This window comes from Massilia soli (genome assembly GCF_016809835.1).
In the GTDB taxonomy this organism is placed as follows: Bacteria; Pseudomonadota; Gammaproteobacteria; order Burkholderiales; family Burkholderiaceae_D; genus Telluria_A; species Telluria_A soli.
Window position 1 is genome coordinate 432,470 of the sequence record NZ_JAFBIL020000003.1, and the last position, 13,464, is coordinate 445,933.

The following is a 13,464-nucleotide window of genomic DNA, read 5'->3' on the forward strand; positions in this document are numbered from 1 at the left end:
TACTTCCAAGGAGGACGTCATGCATATCCCTGACGACTTGCGTATCCCCGCTATTGTCTTCACCCTCGAGGCGGTGTTGCTCTCTGGTTTGGCGCTGATCGTCCTGGTGCTGCTTCCAGACTAGGCTTTGCGGGCAGGTCGGCGGCTGCCCGCCGCCAGTACGGCAAGATATCGCTCGATATAGCGCGAGGTGGGCATGCGCCGGATTGCCTGGCCAATCACGTCCAGCGCGATGTCGTCGAGCTTTTTAAAGCGCACACAGCTTTTTCCCATGTCGAGCTTTTTCTTGCCTGCGTCCGCCCATGCTTGGCGAAACCATAACACTTCCTCGGTTTCCTTGTCGTCCGTACAGCCGACGTAGAGCCCCATCAGGTACAGCGACACGTGGTTCTTTTGCGATGCCAGCGCGGCGAAGGGAAGCGGTTGCGCCGGGTCGCAATGGTAGCCGGCCGGGAACACGCTGTGCGGCACCGCATAGCCGATCATCCCGTACTGCATTGCCTCCCGATAGCCGGCATCGAGGTTCTCCAGGATGACGGCGCGCACGGCGTCAATGAGCGCGCGCCGGTCTTCCGGCAGGGAGTCGAGGTATTCCGGGACACTGCTGGCCGCTGACTGCATGTTGATTCCTAGATGGTATTGGCGGGAATGGACACCGGTACGATAGCCTCCTGCGACCCGGTGGCCGGATTGAAGCGCCAGAATCCGTGGTTGTGGTGGAACAGCAGCGGCAGCCGCGCCGCACGCGGCAGCGATTGTACCGGGCCATGGTCGTGGCCGGGGTGCTGTCCCGGCGCCAACAGGACAAAGCATTCATCCTGGGCGCCCTGGTCTTCGCGATGCAGGACGATGCCTGTTGGCAGCAGCGCGCTGACGACCAGCTGGACAATGCCGCGCACGCTGGCCGTCATCTCGATGCGCGTGCCCAGCCGCAACGGCATTGGCTGGTGCTTGCCCGGCCACGCGCCATCGACCAGCAGGCCGTAGCGCGAGATATCCTCGATCTCGAATCCTGCGCCGCTGCGCCGGATGATCGCGTGGCGCGCCGACAGGCGCCGGGTCAAGCCGCCGGTATCGCGCTGGCCGGCGCCGTAGTGCGCCAGGCGGACCTGCGCCACGCCGTCGTGGGGATCGTCGCGCCCGAGGACAAATTCGGCCGCGGCGAACAGGCGGACATGGCGCGGCGTGTCGGCGTTACCCTCGCTGGCGACGATCTCGCCGGACGTCGCAGGATGCGGGTGCGTCGCAGGCGTGTCAGGTTGTTCTGGCACCTCGATCTCGATCAGGTCTTCGTCCCACGCGATGCTGGAAAACCCGACCGCCACCTTGCCATCGCGCGCGTCAAGGTCGAGCCGGGCGATCGAGGCGTTGCGCGCGTTGACGCCGATGTCGAGGCGGCCGCCGCCGGCCTGCGCGCTCACGCGCGCGATCGAGCCGTCGTCCGCGGTCACGCTGACGTTCTTGTGGGTAGCCAGGAAGGTCTGGTGGATCTCGGTCAGGCTGGCGTCCGGGCGCGGCACCAGGATGATCAGGGTGCAGACCCAGCGCCGGCGCACCTGCTTGCCGTGGCTGCAGCGCAGTTCTGCCTCGACCCGGTACTGGCCGTGTTCCTTGTCGCGTGCGCTGAACTCGACGAATTGCGGTCGCCAGTGGCCTTGCAGGTTGCGCTCGAAGGTATGGCGCGAGACGCCGCCGGGAAACAACGCCGACGCCAGCGCCATGGTGATGGCGGCCGGGGCGTCTTCGGGCATGCCGCGCAGCTCGACCTTGATGGTCTGGCGGCCACCGGAGGCGCGCGGGTCGAACCCGCTGATGTGGATGTGCGGACGCGGGGGCGGGCCTGGCGGAAGCTCGTCATCGGCCAGCGCGGCAAGCGGCTGTGGGTGGCCACTGGAACATGCGCGCTCGCCCGGCAATACCCACTGGGTACAGTACGGATGTGCTGGGTCGCTGCATTTTTTCATGGCACGCCTGGACTTTCATTCATCTGCCGAGCTTACCCGTTTTCGCCGTCCGGCGTCGCTGGCCTCACGAGGCCGGCAGGGCGGTTTCGTCCGTGCCGGCGGCTGGCCGCACCCGTACCAGCACCGCCGTGAGGTTGTCGCTGTGCAGTTCAGGAGGCGGATTGACGCGCATTTCGGTGAACATGCCGGCACAGGCCTCCGCAGCGCTTTTCCCGGCGGCAAGGACCTGCGGCCAGCGGGCGACCCAGCCGGCGGCGCGCGAACATGACCAGAAGCCGTCGGTGGCAAGCAAGTAGTCGGCGCCAGGATCGAGTTCAATCGCACGGCGGTCGGCGAGGTGGCGCAAGAAAACCGGGAGTTCGTGCGCCGACAGCGGAAACAGCGGGTCTTCGAGCCGCACCGGGCTGGCGAACGCATTGCCAAGGATGAACGCCTGCGAGATCTGCGAGCGGTGTTCGCCGTGCACCTGCTGCCACCATTCCGGCGCGCCGATCAGGCCGGACATGGCGAAGGCGGTGGCCGGGACGTGGTCGACGGTCAGGGGCTGGGCCTTGCCGGCGGCAACCTTGTACAGGCGCGAATCGCCCACGTGGAACAGCAGCGCCGGTCCGCCGGGGGGCAGTTCGAGCAGGGTGAGGGTGGTGCCAGGGCGCCGCTCGAGATCGGAATCGGCGCCGAACACGCCCTGCAGGAAGCCGTGCAAGGCGTCAAGGCGGGCCGACAGCTCGTCCAGCGAGACGCAGGCAGGCATCGCCAGCATGCCGGCGACGGCCGCTTCGGCCGCCTCGCGCCCGTGGCCGTGGCCGCCCATCCCATCCAGCACTGCAACCCGCGCGTGACCCTGGGGCCACCCGCTGACCTGTTGCGCGGCGAGCTGCTGCTTGTCGAGGTAGCGGGCCTCGCCATTGACGTCGATGAGCAGGTAGTTGTCCTGATTTTCGCTGCGCGGTCGCGTGCCTTCGCCGATGCTGCTGTGCGCAGCGACGTCGAAGCGAGGGCCGAAGTCAAGGCTGTCTGGCGCGATGGTCATACCGACAGCTTAGCCGAATTGGTCAGATCGGGTTGTCGGCCTTGCGCGTGGCCAGCGCGACCGCGTTTACCACCATGCACAGGCCGGCGACGGCGAAGGCCACCCGCACGCCGGCGCTGTCGGCCACGCGTCCCCACACCACGCTGCCGAGCGTATAGCCGGCGGCCATGATGAACAGGTAGATCGACAGCGTGCGGGCGCGCAGGTTCTGCGGGAACGACGACTGCGCCGCCGCGTTCATGGTCGAGACGATCGCCGACCAGGCCATGCCGCCGCAGACGATCAGCGGCACCAGCAGCCACAGCGACGTGGTCAGCGGCATCAGCATCAGCATCAGTCCAAACACCAGCAGTGCGCCCGACAGCAGCGTGGTTTTGTCGAAGCGGACGCGCAGGCTCGGAAGGAAGAAGGCGGCGAGCACGGCGCCGGCGCCCAGGCTGCCCATCAGGGTGCCGAAGGCGCTCGAATCGAGGTGCAGCACGTCGCGCACGAACAGCGGCAGCAGGGCCGCGAAGGCGATACTGGCAAAGAACACCGAGCAGACATTGACCAGGATGCGGCGGTAGCGCCCGCAGCCGAACGCGGTCGACAGGCCGGTTTTCATGCTGCTGGTGAAGCCGTGGCGCACCGTGGTGTGGGGAAGGCGCTCCTGCCACCACGCCCAGTACACGGCGAGCAGGCCGACGAAGGAGATCGCGTTGACCAGGAATAGCGCGCCGGGGCCGATCCAGTTGAACAGGATGCCGCCCAGCGCCGGTCCGACAATCGAGGCGACGCTGTAGCTGAGGTTATTAAGGGTGGCGGCCGCCTCGAGTTCATCCGGTTCGACCAGCCCGGCCACCGACGCTTGCCAGGCTGGCCAGACGAAGGCGGTGCCGGTGGCGAGCGCAAAGGTGAGCGCCAGCACCGGCGCCGCCGACGCATGGCCGGTGATGACCAGGGCCGCCATCGCGCATGCGCACAGCGCCATGTACAGGTTACAGAAGAACAGGAACTTGGGGCGGTCGACCGCGTCGGCGATCACGCCGGCGAACAGCGCGAACAAAAAAATCGGGATGTAGGTGGCGGTCTGCACCAGGGTCGTAATCGTCGCCGACTGCGACATCGATGCGATCAGCCAGGCCGACGCAAAGGTCTGGGTCCAGGTGCCGAGGTTCGACACGATGTTGGCCAGCCAAAGTCGCCGGTAACGCGGATGCCGCAATGGTTTTGACAACGGCACGCGCAAGCGCACGGTTGGCGCGGACAGCGATGGGGACAGGCTCGGCTTCGGCATCCAGCTAGTCTACGGATGACGCCGTATAGCGTCAACAAACCCGCGCGGCATTGTGCATGTATGGTATTTTCGCTCATGCCAGCTTGGCAAAAACATTGGGACAAATGGAATGCGTTTGCGTGACATGAACGACGCCGATATCGGCGCAGCCGCGCGCCTGCTTGAGGTGCTTGGGCGCGAATACTTCCTCGGCACCTGCTCACCTGGGCAGGCCGACGCCTTCGTGCGCGAGAACGACGCGCAGGCGCTGCGCCGCCTGGTCGCGGACGGCTATGTCTATCACCTGGCGGAGATCGATGGCGCGCTGGCCGGCTTCATCGGCATGCGCGAACGGCGCCACGTCTACCACCTGTTTGTCGCGAAGGAGTGCCAACGGCGCGGGGTCGGGCGCCGCCTGTGGGAGCATGCCCGCCAGGTGGCAATGCAGGGCGGCGCCGATGGGGTCTTTACCGTCAACGCGTCGAACTACGCGGTGCCGATGTACGAAAGCCTCGGGTTTGTGCGCGCCGCGGCCATGCAGACCAAGAACGGGCTTGCGTTCAACCCGATGATTTTCGGACAATCACTTGGGCCGTTCGTCGGCGCGCCGTAGCCACAGGCTGCTGGCCCAACCCGTCACCTGGGTGCCGCTGACTTGCGCGCGCACCTGCCACCAGTCGCCTTCGCGCATGCCGGTTGCGGCGACGATCGCCCCTGCCGGCACCACCGCCACCCGCTTTGCGCTGGTGCCGGTGCCGTCGCGCAGGTTCAGCGCGCGGAACACCTGGTAGTGGCTGGCCAGCTGCGCGGTCGGCGGCAAGGGCTTCGGCTCGGTGGCGTGCAAGGCGCCGGCGAACAGCGCGCCGAGTCCCCAGGTTCCGCCGGCGACGATGGCGGCGGCGCGCGCATTCGGCCGGCGCCACCAGCTGGCCGGCGTCAGCAACGATGCCAGCACCAGGGTGAGCAGGAGGGCAAGGCCGTAGGCGGCGACAGTGAGCAGGGTAGCCATGGTTCAGGCATCGAAACGCAGCACGTAGTGGCCTGCGACGAGGTGGTGCCCCGACGGCAGCAGGTAGGGCTTGTCGGCGCTGGCCTCGCCGATCGCGGCGACGAACTGCATGGCGTCGTCAAGGTGGTACAGCGCCTGTGTCGCGCTCAGCCTCCCGATCTTGTAGCCGCCGCTGGCCGCCTCGAAACTGAACGCGGTGCGCGACAGGCCGATGCGGTCGGCGCTGGCGACATCGATGCCGTCCGCGCGGTGCAGGAAGCGCGCCGAGTCCAGCACGCGCAGGCTGGCCAGCATCGGCGCGCCGCGGCCGAACACGAACCGCACGCCGCTGGCAACCGGCACGCTCAGGGGTTTGGCCAAGGTGACAGTGGCGCAATAGCGGTCCGCCATCTCGGGCGGCGCGGCCAGCAGCGCGATCGGCGCGGCATCGACCGGCGTGAAGCTGGCGGGGATGCCGATGCGCTGGCGCCCGGCGGCGGTCACGGCGTGCAGCGCGTCGGCATCGTCGACGGCAAACCGGATCACCGAATCGTTGTCGTTTGCGGTGACACCGAGGGACGCGTTAAAACCGATTTCCAGCATGCGCGCCCCGGTTTCGCGGTAGCGGCTCAGGCGCGGCAGGGCCAGCGCCGCAAGGCTGACGCGTTGCTGTGCCACCGGCGCGAAGGTGGCGTCGCCTTCCGCCGGGGGGCGGATGCTGGTCGCGGTTTCTTCGCTTGCCCGCTGCTTCCATACGGCTGCGGGCTTGACCGGCTGGGACGCGGGGGCGGTGTCGGGCGCGGGCTCGCCGACCCGCGACACTTTCAGGAACAGGCGCGCGTTGGCGGCCTTGAGCACGTAGTAGCCGCTCAGCGGGTCGAAGGCGCACTCGATCGTGTCCTTGGGGCGCACCTGGACTTCGATCGGTGCGTCCGGACCATCGTTAATCAGCAGGATTGCGCCGACCGGGCCAAACGGCCAGCCTGGCACCGGGTGGCCCGCGCTGGCGCCGTCAAGGCCAATCAGGGCCAGGCGCTGGTCAGGGTAAATGGGGCAGACCGGCTTCCAGATCGCGCTGTCGGTCGATGCCGACACCGAATACAGGATTTTCTCGTCCGGCGCCGGCAGGTAGACAGCGTGGCCGAAGCGCACCGCGACCTGACCGGGTTCCAGCGATCCGGCGCCGACGACGTCGTAGCGCACCTGGTCCTGGCCGAGCAGGTCGCCGAAGTCCTTCTGGTGCAGCGCGGCGAGCGACTGCGCCAGGTCGCGCACCCGCGCGCCGCGGGTCAGGTGGCGGTCGTCGTCGACTTCATCCTGCGGCAGCGCCAGGGTCACGTGCGAGAAGCAGCGCGTGGCCGAACGTCCGCGATGCTCGCGCGGCGAGCGCTCCAGCAGGTCGCGCAGCAGGGGCTTGCGCGAGAACAGGGCAAGGCCAGGAGCCTGCCAGATCGCTTCGGCGTTGAACACATCGTTCACTTTGCCAAGCACTTCATGTTGGACATAGACCGGCATCTCGACTCTCCTCTAAAGATTGTGCACTGACCGCACCGAATATAAGCAGGGGGCAGATGAAAAACAGCAGGTGGCTTCCGCCAGCGGACAGGAAACTCATCGGCTGGCCCATCACCGGGAAGATGGCCAGGTTGGTTCCCCACGAGAGAATGAAGTGCCCGAGCACGAAGGCGGCCCCGCCGCACAGCGCGAAGCAGCGAAAGCGGCCCAGCCAGGCCTGGCGGAAGTCGCCGGTGGCGCTTGCCGCGGCGTGCGCGCTTGCAGCGGTGTGGAGCAGCCCGAAAATAAACAGCGCCTGCAGGGCCCATAAGGCCAGTCCGCCGGCCAGGCCATGGCGGTTAAGGAAGAACGAGGGCGCGAAGTCATCCTGCACGGCTGGCACCAGCAAGGCGCTCGAACCTGGCAAGCCAAGGTTGGCGAGGCCGAGCAAGCTGTCGCTGCCGAACCAGGCGCCGTCGGCGATTGCGCGCGCCCCCAGCAGCAGTTGCTGGCCGGTGTGGGGGTGGGTGGACGGGTCGAGCCACACCGCGAAGCGGTCGGCGTAGAAGCCCAGATCGGCCAGTTGCTGGGGACCGGCGCCGCGCATCAGTCCGATCGCGCCGGCTACCGACAGCACGGCGCATGCCACGCCCGCGGCGCAGGCAAAGCGCCGCGACGCCAGCGACCAGGCGAACGTCATCGCGGCGGCCCACACGGCAAGCAGGATAAGCGGCGAAAAGTCATCGACCTGCACCAGCGCGAATCCGGTCAGCGCGAGGAACAGGACAACCGGCGCACCGAGCCGGAACCAGCGCAGCGGCAGGCTGGCGCCGTGCTGCCCGGAGTGCCACCCCAGGCCGATGGCGATGCAGTGGGCGGTCAGCACGGTGAGCGCGAGCTTGGCGAATTCCACCGGCTGGACATCGAACACACCGGTCTCGTCGCCGAAAACCACTTGCAGCACAAGGGCGGCGAGCGCGCCGGCAGCCAGCGCGGCGAGACCGTATTCGATGCGCGCCTGCGGCGCAAGCGCGATGCGGGTGCGCATGCGCAGCCGGATCAATGATCCAGCGCCGAGCCCGATGGCCAGCAGCGTGGCGCTCTTCTGGAAATGCCGCAGCATCGACGATTCCATCGCAGACAGGCCAAGTTCGAGCTGGGCCAGCAGGCCGATGGCGATCAGGAGGATGCCTGCGCTTGTCGCCATGCCAAGCCGGCCAGGCGCCAGCAGGCAGGCCCACAGCGCAGCGCAGCCGAGCAGCGCCGAGACGCCCGCGCCGGCAGGGGCGCCGGCGCGCATCGCCAGCAGGCAGGCGGCGCCGCACAAGGCAACCAGCAGGTTCGCTGCGGCAGCCAGGCGGACATGCGTGCCGGCGCCGCGGACAAACGGCCAGCTGCCGCGCAGCCAGGCGAAGGTGGCTGCAGCTGCCAGCAGCAGTGCCGCGGCGATCAGGCCGCCCAGCGGGGGCAGCGGCCACAGCGCGCGCTGGCGCCATTCCCATTGCAGGCCCGGCGCCAGCAGCACCCGCGGCTCGGCGTACATCGCAACGTGGCGCTGCGGCTCGAGCAGCATGCGTGCGCCATCGTTCCGCAACAGCAGGCGGGTGCGGCCCGCCACGATCGCGTCGACGCCATCGAGCGCGAGCTCCTGCTCGCCGAGGTCCGCGCCACCAAGCATCAACGGGACGCGCTGGCCGTCGGCAGATGCCGCTTCGATCAGCAGGGCGCCATGGTCGCGCCGGATGATCGCGCTGCCCGGCTCGACCCAGGCGCCGCCCAGCCGGTTGCCGCAGTGGAGATTGCCGCCAAACGAGAGCGGACGCGAAAAACTTAACGCGCTAGGTGCGGCTCGGTTCCACAGGCCCGCGATGCGCGCGCCGAGTGACGCGCCTGGGCACGCTGCTTGCGCTTTGCCGTCGCGCAGCAGGGTGGCGCCGTCATAGCGCCAGCTGCTTCCCGCTCCCGACAGCACCACCGTGCGCGCATCGGCGGAGACGATGTTGAAGCGCTCCTGCCCGATTCCGAGCTGCTGGCCGGCCTTTGGCATGGCCGTGCCGGTACGCGACTTTTGCCGGCCGCGTTCCAGCACCAGCTGCTTGCCGGCGCTGGTGTTGCGGACCCACCAGCGGCCGTCCAGGTCGCGGCGCAGGCGCATGTGCGCCGGATCGGCAAGCGGCGCCGCCAGCTCGCGCTGGCCAAGCGACACTGACGCGCCGCGTGCCAGGCTGACCGCGATGGCTGCCGGTGTCCAGAGTGCCGGAGCGCGCAGCAGCGCAAGCAGCTGCAGGGCGCACAACAAGGCCAGGGCCGACACCGCGACAGCGCGCATGAGGTCAACGCGCGGCTTCATCGCGTGGCTCGCGCGCGGATTGCCGCGATCGAGCGGGCGATCGGCATGGCATGATGGGGGCGCTCGCTGCGCTCCGACGCCAGCAACGCGCGCAGGAGGGCAAGCGAAGCGGTCGCGCCACTGTGCGGCGAGCCGGGCGCGCGCCGGCGGATGCGGTGCACGAACAGCGCCGCTTCGTCATCGTGCAAGGTGGGCGGGAGCTTGCCGCCGTTGGCCGCCAGCAGGTGGTGCGCGGCGCCGGACTGGTGGTCGCGCCATGCCTGGCCGCAGTCGCGGCAAAAGCGCAGCGGCAGGCCGTCGGTGACCAGGTAGTAAAACATCGCGCCAAGCGCAAAGTAGTCGCTGCGCCAGTCGGTGTCGTAGGTGTTCGAAGGGGATCGAAAGAACTGCTCGGGCGCCTGCCAGTTGGCGGTGCCGGCGTAGCCGGCGCAAGGCGCCCCGGCACGCGCGCGGCTGGTGCCGAAGTCGGCCAGCTTGACATTGCCGCGCGATGCGCCGAGCAGCACGTTGCCGGGCTTGAGGTCGAGGTACTTCCAGCCGTACTGGTGCACCTTGGCGAGCGCCTGGTTGATCTGCTCCATCCATCCCAGAATGGCGCCGAGACTGGCGCGGCGCCCGGCCGCGCGTTCGCGGGCCAGGTGCCGGCCAAGGTCGGTGTCCATCAGCTCCAGCGCCATCACCGGCAGGCCGTCATGGTCGCCGCTGTCGAGCAGGCGCACGATGTGGCGCTCGTCCCAGGGACGCAGCGAACTGAGAAACGCGATTTCGGTATTGGCGCTGGCGATCCAGCGCTCGCGATGGGCGGGCAGCGCGCGCGCCATCTGGGGACGGTTGACCAGCTTCAGGGCGACATCGTGCGACGGCCCGGCTGCTTGCCAGACGACGCCATAACTCGATCCCGCAAGCTGCTTGCGCAGACGATAAGCGCCTGCGCCCAGCGGTACGACTTGTCCTGCTTCCAGCATGGCTCCCCCCGCGGCAGCGCGTGACGGCACATGCCGTCAGCGCTGCCTAGCGGGGGGAGGGGGAAAGCGGGTGCTTAACGGTAGCCGTAGCCGCGGTCGTAGCCACGGTCGTAGCCCCGGTCATGCCCGCGGCGGTGATGGTGGCCGCGGCGGCCATGGCGCTTTTCGACGTAGACCACGGCCGGCTGGCCGTAATAGCGCGGCGCGGACTCGTAATAGACCTGGCGCGGCTGGTGGTACACGCGCTCCTGCACGTAGACCGGCGCGGGCGCATAGCCGTAGCGGCGGTCATCGTAGTAGCGGCCGTTGTCGTAATAGTTCGACTGGTACGAATGGTTGCGCGAGCTGGCCGCGTTGCCGACTGCCGCGCCGATCACGCCGCCAACCAGCGCGCCATTGCGGCTGCCGGTGGAGTGGCCAATCGCTGCCCCGACGACGGCGCCGAGCGCTGTATTGACGCCGCGGTCGCTGGCCATCGCGTTCGACGAGAGGGCCGTGGCAGCAACCAGAGCGGCACCGATCATTTTTTTGTTAAGCGTAGTAAACATGGCGTTTCCCTCTGCCACAACGGGATCGGAATGATCTCAAACAGCGCCGGGCATGACACCACTATATCGGGCGTAAAAATCCGCACAATTGTTAATACAGAATCTTACAAATGCCGGCATGTCGAAACAACAGACATTGCCCTTGCAGGACGGCGCTGCCCACCCCATCTGGTACAGCTGCTTCTCTACTCCCGGATTGTTCCATGCCCCCACGCCGCGCCATCCTCACCGTGCTGTCCTTGTCGGCGCTGCTGCACCTCTACGTGGGCATGCGCCTGCTGCCGGCGATCGCGCCGCAAGGCCTGTGGCTGGCCGCCGCATACGGCGTGCTGGCGGCGTCGGCGCTGCTGGTGCCCACCGGCCTGCTGGCTTCCGCGCTGCGCCGCCTGCGCTGGTCGGACCAGCTGGCGTGGGCCGGCATGCTGGCGATGGGGATGTTCTCGTCGCTGCTGGTGCTGACCGTGCTGCGCGACGTCACGCTGCTGATCCTGGCCGCGATCGGCGGCGCGGGCGAGACGTTCGACCGGGGCAGCGCGATCGCGGTACCGCTGCTTGCGCTGGGCGCGACGCTGGCTGGCTTTTTCAATGCGCGCCGGCTGGCGCGGGTGGTCGAGGTGGAGGTGCCGATTCCCGGCCTGCCCAGCTCACTGCACGGCTACGCGATTGCGCAGATCTCGGATGTCCATATCGGGCCGACCATCAAGCGGCGCTACCTCGAAGCGATCGTCGCGCGCGTGAATGGCCTCAGGCCCGATGCGATTGCGATCACCGGCGACCTGGTCGACGGCAGCGTCAGGCGGCTGTCCGCGCATACCGCGCCGCTGGCAAACCTGGCGGCGCCGGACGGCACCTTTTTCGTCACCGGAAACCACGAATACTACTCCGGCGCCGGCGAGTGGATCGCCGAGATGCGGCGCCTCGGCCTGACGGTCCTGCTCAACGAGCACGTGGTGCGCGAACGCGAAGGCGATGGCGTGATGATCGCCGGCGTGACCGATTACAGCGCCCACCATTTCGAACCGGCGCACCGCAGCGACCCGCGCGCCGCCGCCGCCGGCGCGCCCGCCCATGTCAAGGTGCGGGTGCTGCTGGCGCACCAGCCGCGCAGCGCCGAGGCGGCCGCCGCCGCGGGCTTCGACCTGCAGCTGTCCGGGCATACCCATGGCGGCCAGTTCTATCCGTGGAACCTGTTCGTGCCGCTGCAGCAGCCGTTTACCGCGGGACTGAACCAGGCCGGGGCGATGTGGGTCTATACCAGCCGCGGCACCGGCTACTGGGGGCCGCCGAAACGCTTCGGTGCGCCGTCCGAAATCACGCTGCTGCGGCTCGTCGCGGCCTGAGCTTGCATGTCAACATTAACGTAAAGACAGCAATTTGGCCCCAGATGCGCTATTGTTTTGGATCTTGTTCAAACCGATCCGAAGGATACGCCGCATGACACGCACGCCACTGCTGTTGACCGTAATTGCCAGCTCCATTTTTGCCGCACACGCCGTTGCCGCCACGCCCGGCAACGATGCGGCCTCGCTGGCCAAGATCCGCGACGCTGCGCTGGCGAGCGACTGGGCCTACGAGCGCCTGGCCGACATGACGGACCTGATCGGCCCGCGCTTGTCCGGGTCGGCCGGCGAAGCGGCGGCGATCCGGCAGGTCGCCGATACGATGCGCAAGCTGGGCGCCAAGGTGACGCTGGAACCGGTCAAGGTGCCGCACTGGGTGCGCGGAGTCGAGACCGGCGAGCTGGTCGGCTACCAGGGGCGGCCCGAGGGCGTCAGCCAGCGCATCGTGCTGACGGCGCTGGGCGGTTCGGGCGCGACGCCCGCCGCCGGGCTGACCGCGCAGGTGATCGTGGTGCGCAGTTTCGACGAGCTGAAGGCGCGCGCGGCCGAGGTCAAAGGCCGTATCGTGCTGTTCGATGTGCCGTTCGACCAGTTCATGGCTGACCGCGGACTGGCCGGACCGGCCTATGGACAAGGTTCGAATTACCGCAGCAACGGGCCGCGTATCGCGGCCGAGATGGGCGCGGTGGCGGCGCTGGTGCGCTCGGTCGGCGGCGCCAACTACCGCCTCGCGCATACCGGCGCGACCCGGCTGGACGACAAGGCGCGCATTCCGGCCGCCGCCGTGTCGGTCGAAGACGCGATGCTGATGTCGCGCCTGGCCGCGCGCGGGCCGATCAGCATCCGCCTGACCCTGACCCCGCAAACCCACCCCGACGCCGACAGCTTCAACGTGATCGCCGACTTCCCCGGCACCGACAAGCCGGACGAAATCGTGATCGTCTCGGGCCACCTCGACTCCTGGGACCTTGGGACCGGCGCCCATGACGACGCGGCCGGCGTGGTCGGCGCGATGGCGGTGGTGGACACCCTCAAGAAGCTCAACTTCCGTCCGCGCCGCACGATCCGCGTGATCGCCTGGGCCAACGAAGAAAACGGCACGCGCGGCGCACGCGCCTACCTCGACGCGAACAAGGCGAAAGTCGAGTCCCACATCGCCGCCATCGAAAGCGACAACGGCGCCGGGCGTCCGTTCGGCATGCGCATGAGCGTCGGGCCGCAGGCGGCCAAGCTGTTCGCACCGTTGCAGGCGGTGCTGCAGCCGATCGGCGCGGGGACGTTCCGGCGCGAGGATGTATTGGGGACGGGCGACCTGTCGGGCCTGGAGAAGGCTGGCGTGCCGAGTTTTGCGCCGCTGATCGACACCTCGACGTACTTCCACTACCACCATACGGCGGCCGATACGTTCGACAAGGTGGACAAGGAAGACTTGCGCCGGCATGTGGCGCTGATGGCGTCGACGACGTGGTTCCTCGCGAATATGGAAGAGCCGATCGGACGCTGGACGGAATTGCGGTAAGCGGGGACAGC

Annotated in this window: 12 protein-coding genes; 3 read left to right on the forward strand and 9 right to left on the reverse strand. The window is 68.3% G+C overall.

All coding sequences use genetic code 11. The features are described from left to right. Positions 1-120 precede the first annotated feature (120 nt). From I4X03_RS09420 to I4X03_RS09435, 4 genes are all read right to left on the reverse strand, one after another. Entirely contained in the window at positions 121-621 is a 501-nt protein-coding gene (locus I4X03_RS09420; protein ID WP_223467958.1) for a DUF1801 domain-containing protein, read from the reverse strand. 8 nt (positions 622-629) lie between these two features. Then, entirely contained in the window at positions 630-1,964 is a 1,335-nt protein-coding gene (locus I4X03_RS09425; protein ID WP_223467959.1) for an FHA domain-containing protein, read from the reverse strand. A 64-nt stretch (positions 1,965-2,028) separates the two neighbouring features. Continuing rightward, positions 2,029-2,994: a PP2C family protein-serine/threonine phosphatase gene (locus I4X03_RS09430; protein WP_223467960.1), complete on the reverse strand. Its 966-nt coding sequence runs from the start codon at positions 2,992-2,994 to the stop codon at positions 2,029-2,031. A gap of 22 nt (positions 2,995-3,016) precedes the next feature. Beyond that, complete coding sequence (locus I4X03_RS09435; protein WP_223467961.1) at positions 3,017-4,270, reverse strand: MFS transporter; 1,254 nt, start codon at positions 4,268-4,270, stop codon at positions 3,017-3,019. 124 nt (positions 4,271-4,394) lie between these two features. Between I4X03_RS09435 and I4X03_RS09440 the strand changes: the two genes are divergently transcribed. After that, on the forward strand, positions 4,395-4,862 hold the full coding sequence (locus tag I4X03_RS09440) for a GNAT family N-acetyltransferase (RefSeq protein WP_223468113.1): 468 nt from the start codon (positions 4,395-4,397) through the stop codon (positions 4,860-4,862). Here the strand turns inward: I4X03_RS09440 and I4X03_RS09445 are convergent. The 5 genes from I4X03_RS09445 to I4X03_RS09465 all read right to left on the reverse strand — a co-directional run bounded on the left by I4X03_RS09445 (position 4,833) and on the right by I4X03_RS09465 (position 10,594). Then, positions 4,833-5,258 carry an SH3 domain-containing protein gene (locus tag I4X03_RS09445; RefSeq protein WP_223467962.1) on the reverse strand — a complete coding sequence of 142 codons (426 nt, stop codon included), beginning with the start codon at positions 5,256-5,258 and terminating at the stop codon, positions 4,833-4,835. The genes I4X03_RS09440 and I4X03_RS09445 overlap by 30 nt on opposite strands. A gap of 3 nt (positions 5,259-5,261) precedes the next feature. Further along, positions 5,262-6,752, reverse strand: a complete 1,491-nt coding sequence (locus tag I4X03_RS09450) for a hypothetical protein (protein ID WP_223467963.1) — start codon at positions 6,750-6,752, stop codon at positions 5,262-5,264. Further along, complete coding sequence (locus tag I4X03_RS09455) at positions 6,730-9,081, reverse strand: FtsW/RodA/SpoVE family cell cycle protein (RefSeq protein ID WP_223467964.1); 2,352 nt, start codon at positions 9,079-9,081, stop codon at positions 6,730-6,732. The genes I4X03_RS09450 and I4X03_RS09455 overlap by 23 nt, the downstream gene beginning before the upstream one ends. Next, positions 9,078-10,046 carry a protein kinase domain-containing protein gene (locus I4X03_RS09460; RefSeq protein WP_223467965.1) on the reverse strand — a complete coding sequence of 323 codons (969 nt, stop codon included), beginning with the start codon at positions 10,044-10,046 and terminating at the stop codon, positions 9,078-9,080. The genes I4X03_RS09455 and I4X03_RS09460 overlap by 4 nt, the downstream gene beginning before the upstream one ends. A 74-nt stretch (positions 10,047-10,120) precedes the next feature. Beyond that, entirely contained in the window at positions 10,121-10,594 is a 474-nt protein-coding gene (locus I4X03_RS09465) for a glycine zipper domain-containing protein (RefSeq protein ID WP_223467966.1), read from the reverse strand. A gap of 203 nt (positions 10,595-10,797) precedes the next feature. Here I4X03_RS09465 and I4X03_RS09470 point away from each other — a divergent pair, with 203 nt between their 5' ends. Together I4X03_RS09470 and I4X03_RS09475 are read left to right on the forward strand one after the other, a co-directional pair. Beyond that, a complete protein-coding gene (locus tag I4X03_RS09470) occupies positions 10,798-11,934 on the forward strand; it encodes a metallophosphoesterase (protein ID WP_223467967.1) in 1,137 nt (378 codons plus the stop codon). 94 nt (positions 11,935-12,028) lie between these two features. Beyond that, entirely contained in the window at positions 12,029-13,453 is a 1,425-nt protein-coding gene (locus tag I4X03_RS09475) for a M20/M25/M40 family metallo-hydrolase (RefSeq protein WP_223467968.1), read from the forward strand. Positions 13,454-13,464 lie beyond the last annotated feature (11 nt).

Coding starts and splice junctions, on each gene's coding strand:
- I4X03_RS09425 (WP_223467959.1), bottom strand. CDS start 1,964: ATGAAAAAATGCAGCGACCCAGCACATCCGTACTGTACCCAGTGGGTA.
- I4X03_RS09435 (WP_223467961.1), bottom strand. CDS start 4,270: ATGCCGAAGCCGAGCCTGTCCCCATCGCTGTCCGCGCCAACCGTGCGC.
- I4X03_RS09470 (WP_223467967.1), top strand. CDS start 10,798: ATGCCCCCACGCCGCGCCATCCTCACCGTGCTGTCCTTGTCGGCGCTG.
- I4X03_RS09445 (WP_223467962.1), bottom strand. CDS start 5,258: ATGGCTACCCTGCTCACTGTCGCCGCCTACGGCCTTGCCCTCCTGCTC.
- I4X03_RS09455 (WP_223467964.1), bottom strand. CDS start 9,081: ATGAAGCCGCGCGTTGACCTCATGCGCGCTGTCGCGGTGTCGGCCCTG.
- I4X03_RS09430 (WP_223467960.1), bottom strand. CDS start 2,994: ATGACCATCGCGCCAGACAGCCTTGACTTCGGCCCTCGCTTCGACGTC.
- I4X03_RS09460 (WP_223467965.1), bottom strand. CDS start 10,046: ATGCTGGAAGCAGGACAAGTCGTACCGCTGGGCGCAGGCGCTTATCGT.
- I4X03_RS09420 (WP_223467958.1), bottom strand. CDS start 621: ATGCAGTCAGCGGCCAGCAGTGTCCCGGAATACCTCGACTCCCTGCCG.
- I4X03_RS09450 (WP_223467963.1), bottom strand. CDS start 6,752: ATGCCGGTCTATGTCCAACATGAAGTGCTTGGCAAAGTGAACGATGTG.
- I4X03_RS09440 (WP_223468113.1), top strand. CDS start 4,395: ATGAACGACGCCGATATCGGCGCAGCCGCGCGCCTGCTTGAGGTGCTT.
- I4X03_RS09465 (WP_223467966.1), bottom strand. CDS start 10,594: ATGTTTACTACGCTTAACAAAAAAATGATCGGTGCCGCTCTGGTTGCT.
- I4X03_RS09475 (WP_223467968.1), top strand. CDS start 12,029: ATGACACGCACGCCACTGCTGTTGACCGTAATTGCCAGCTCCATTTTT.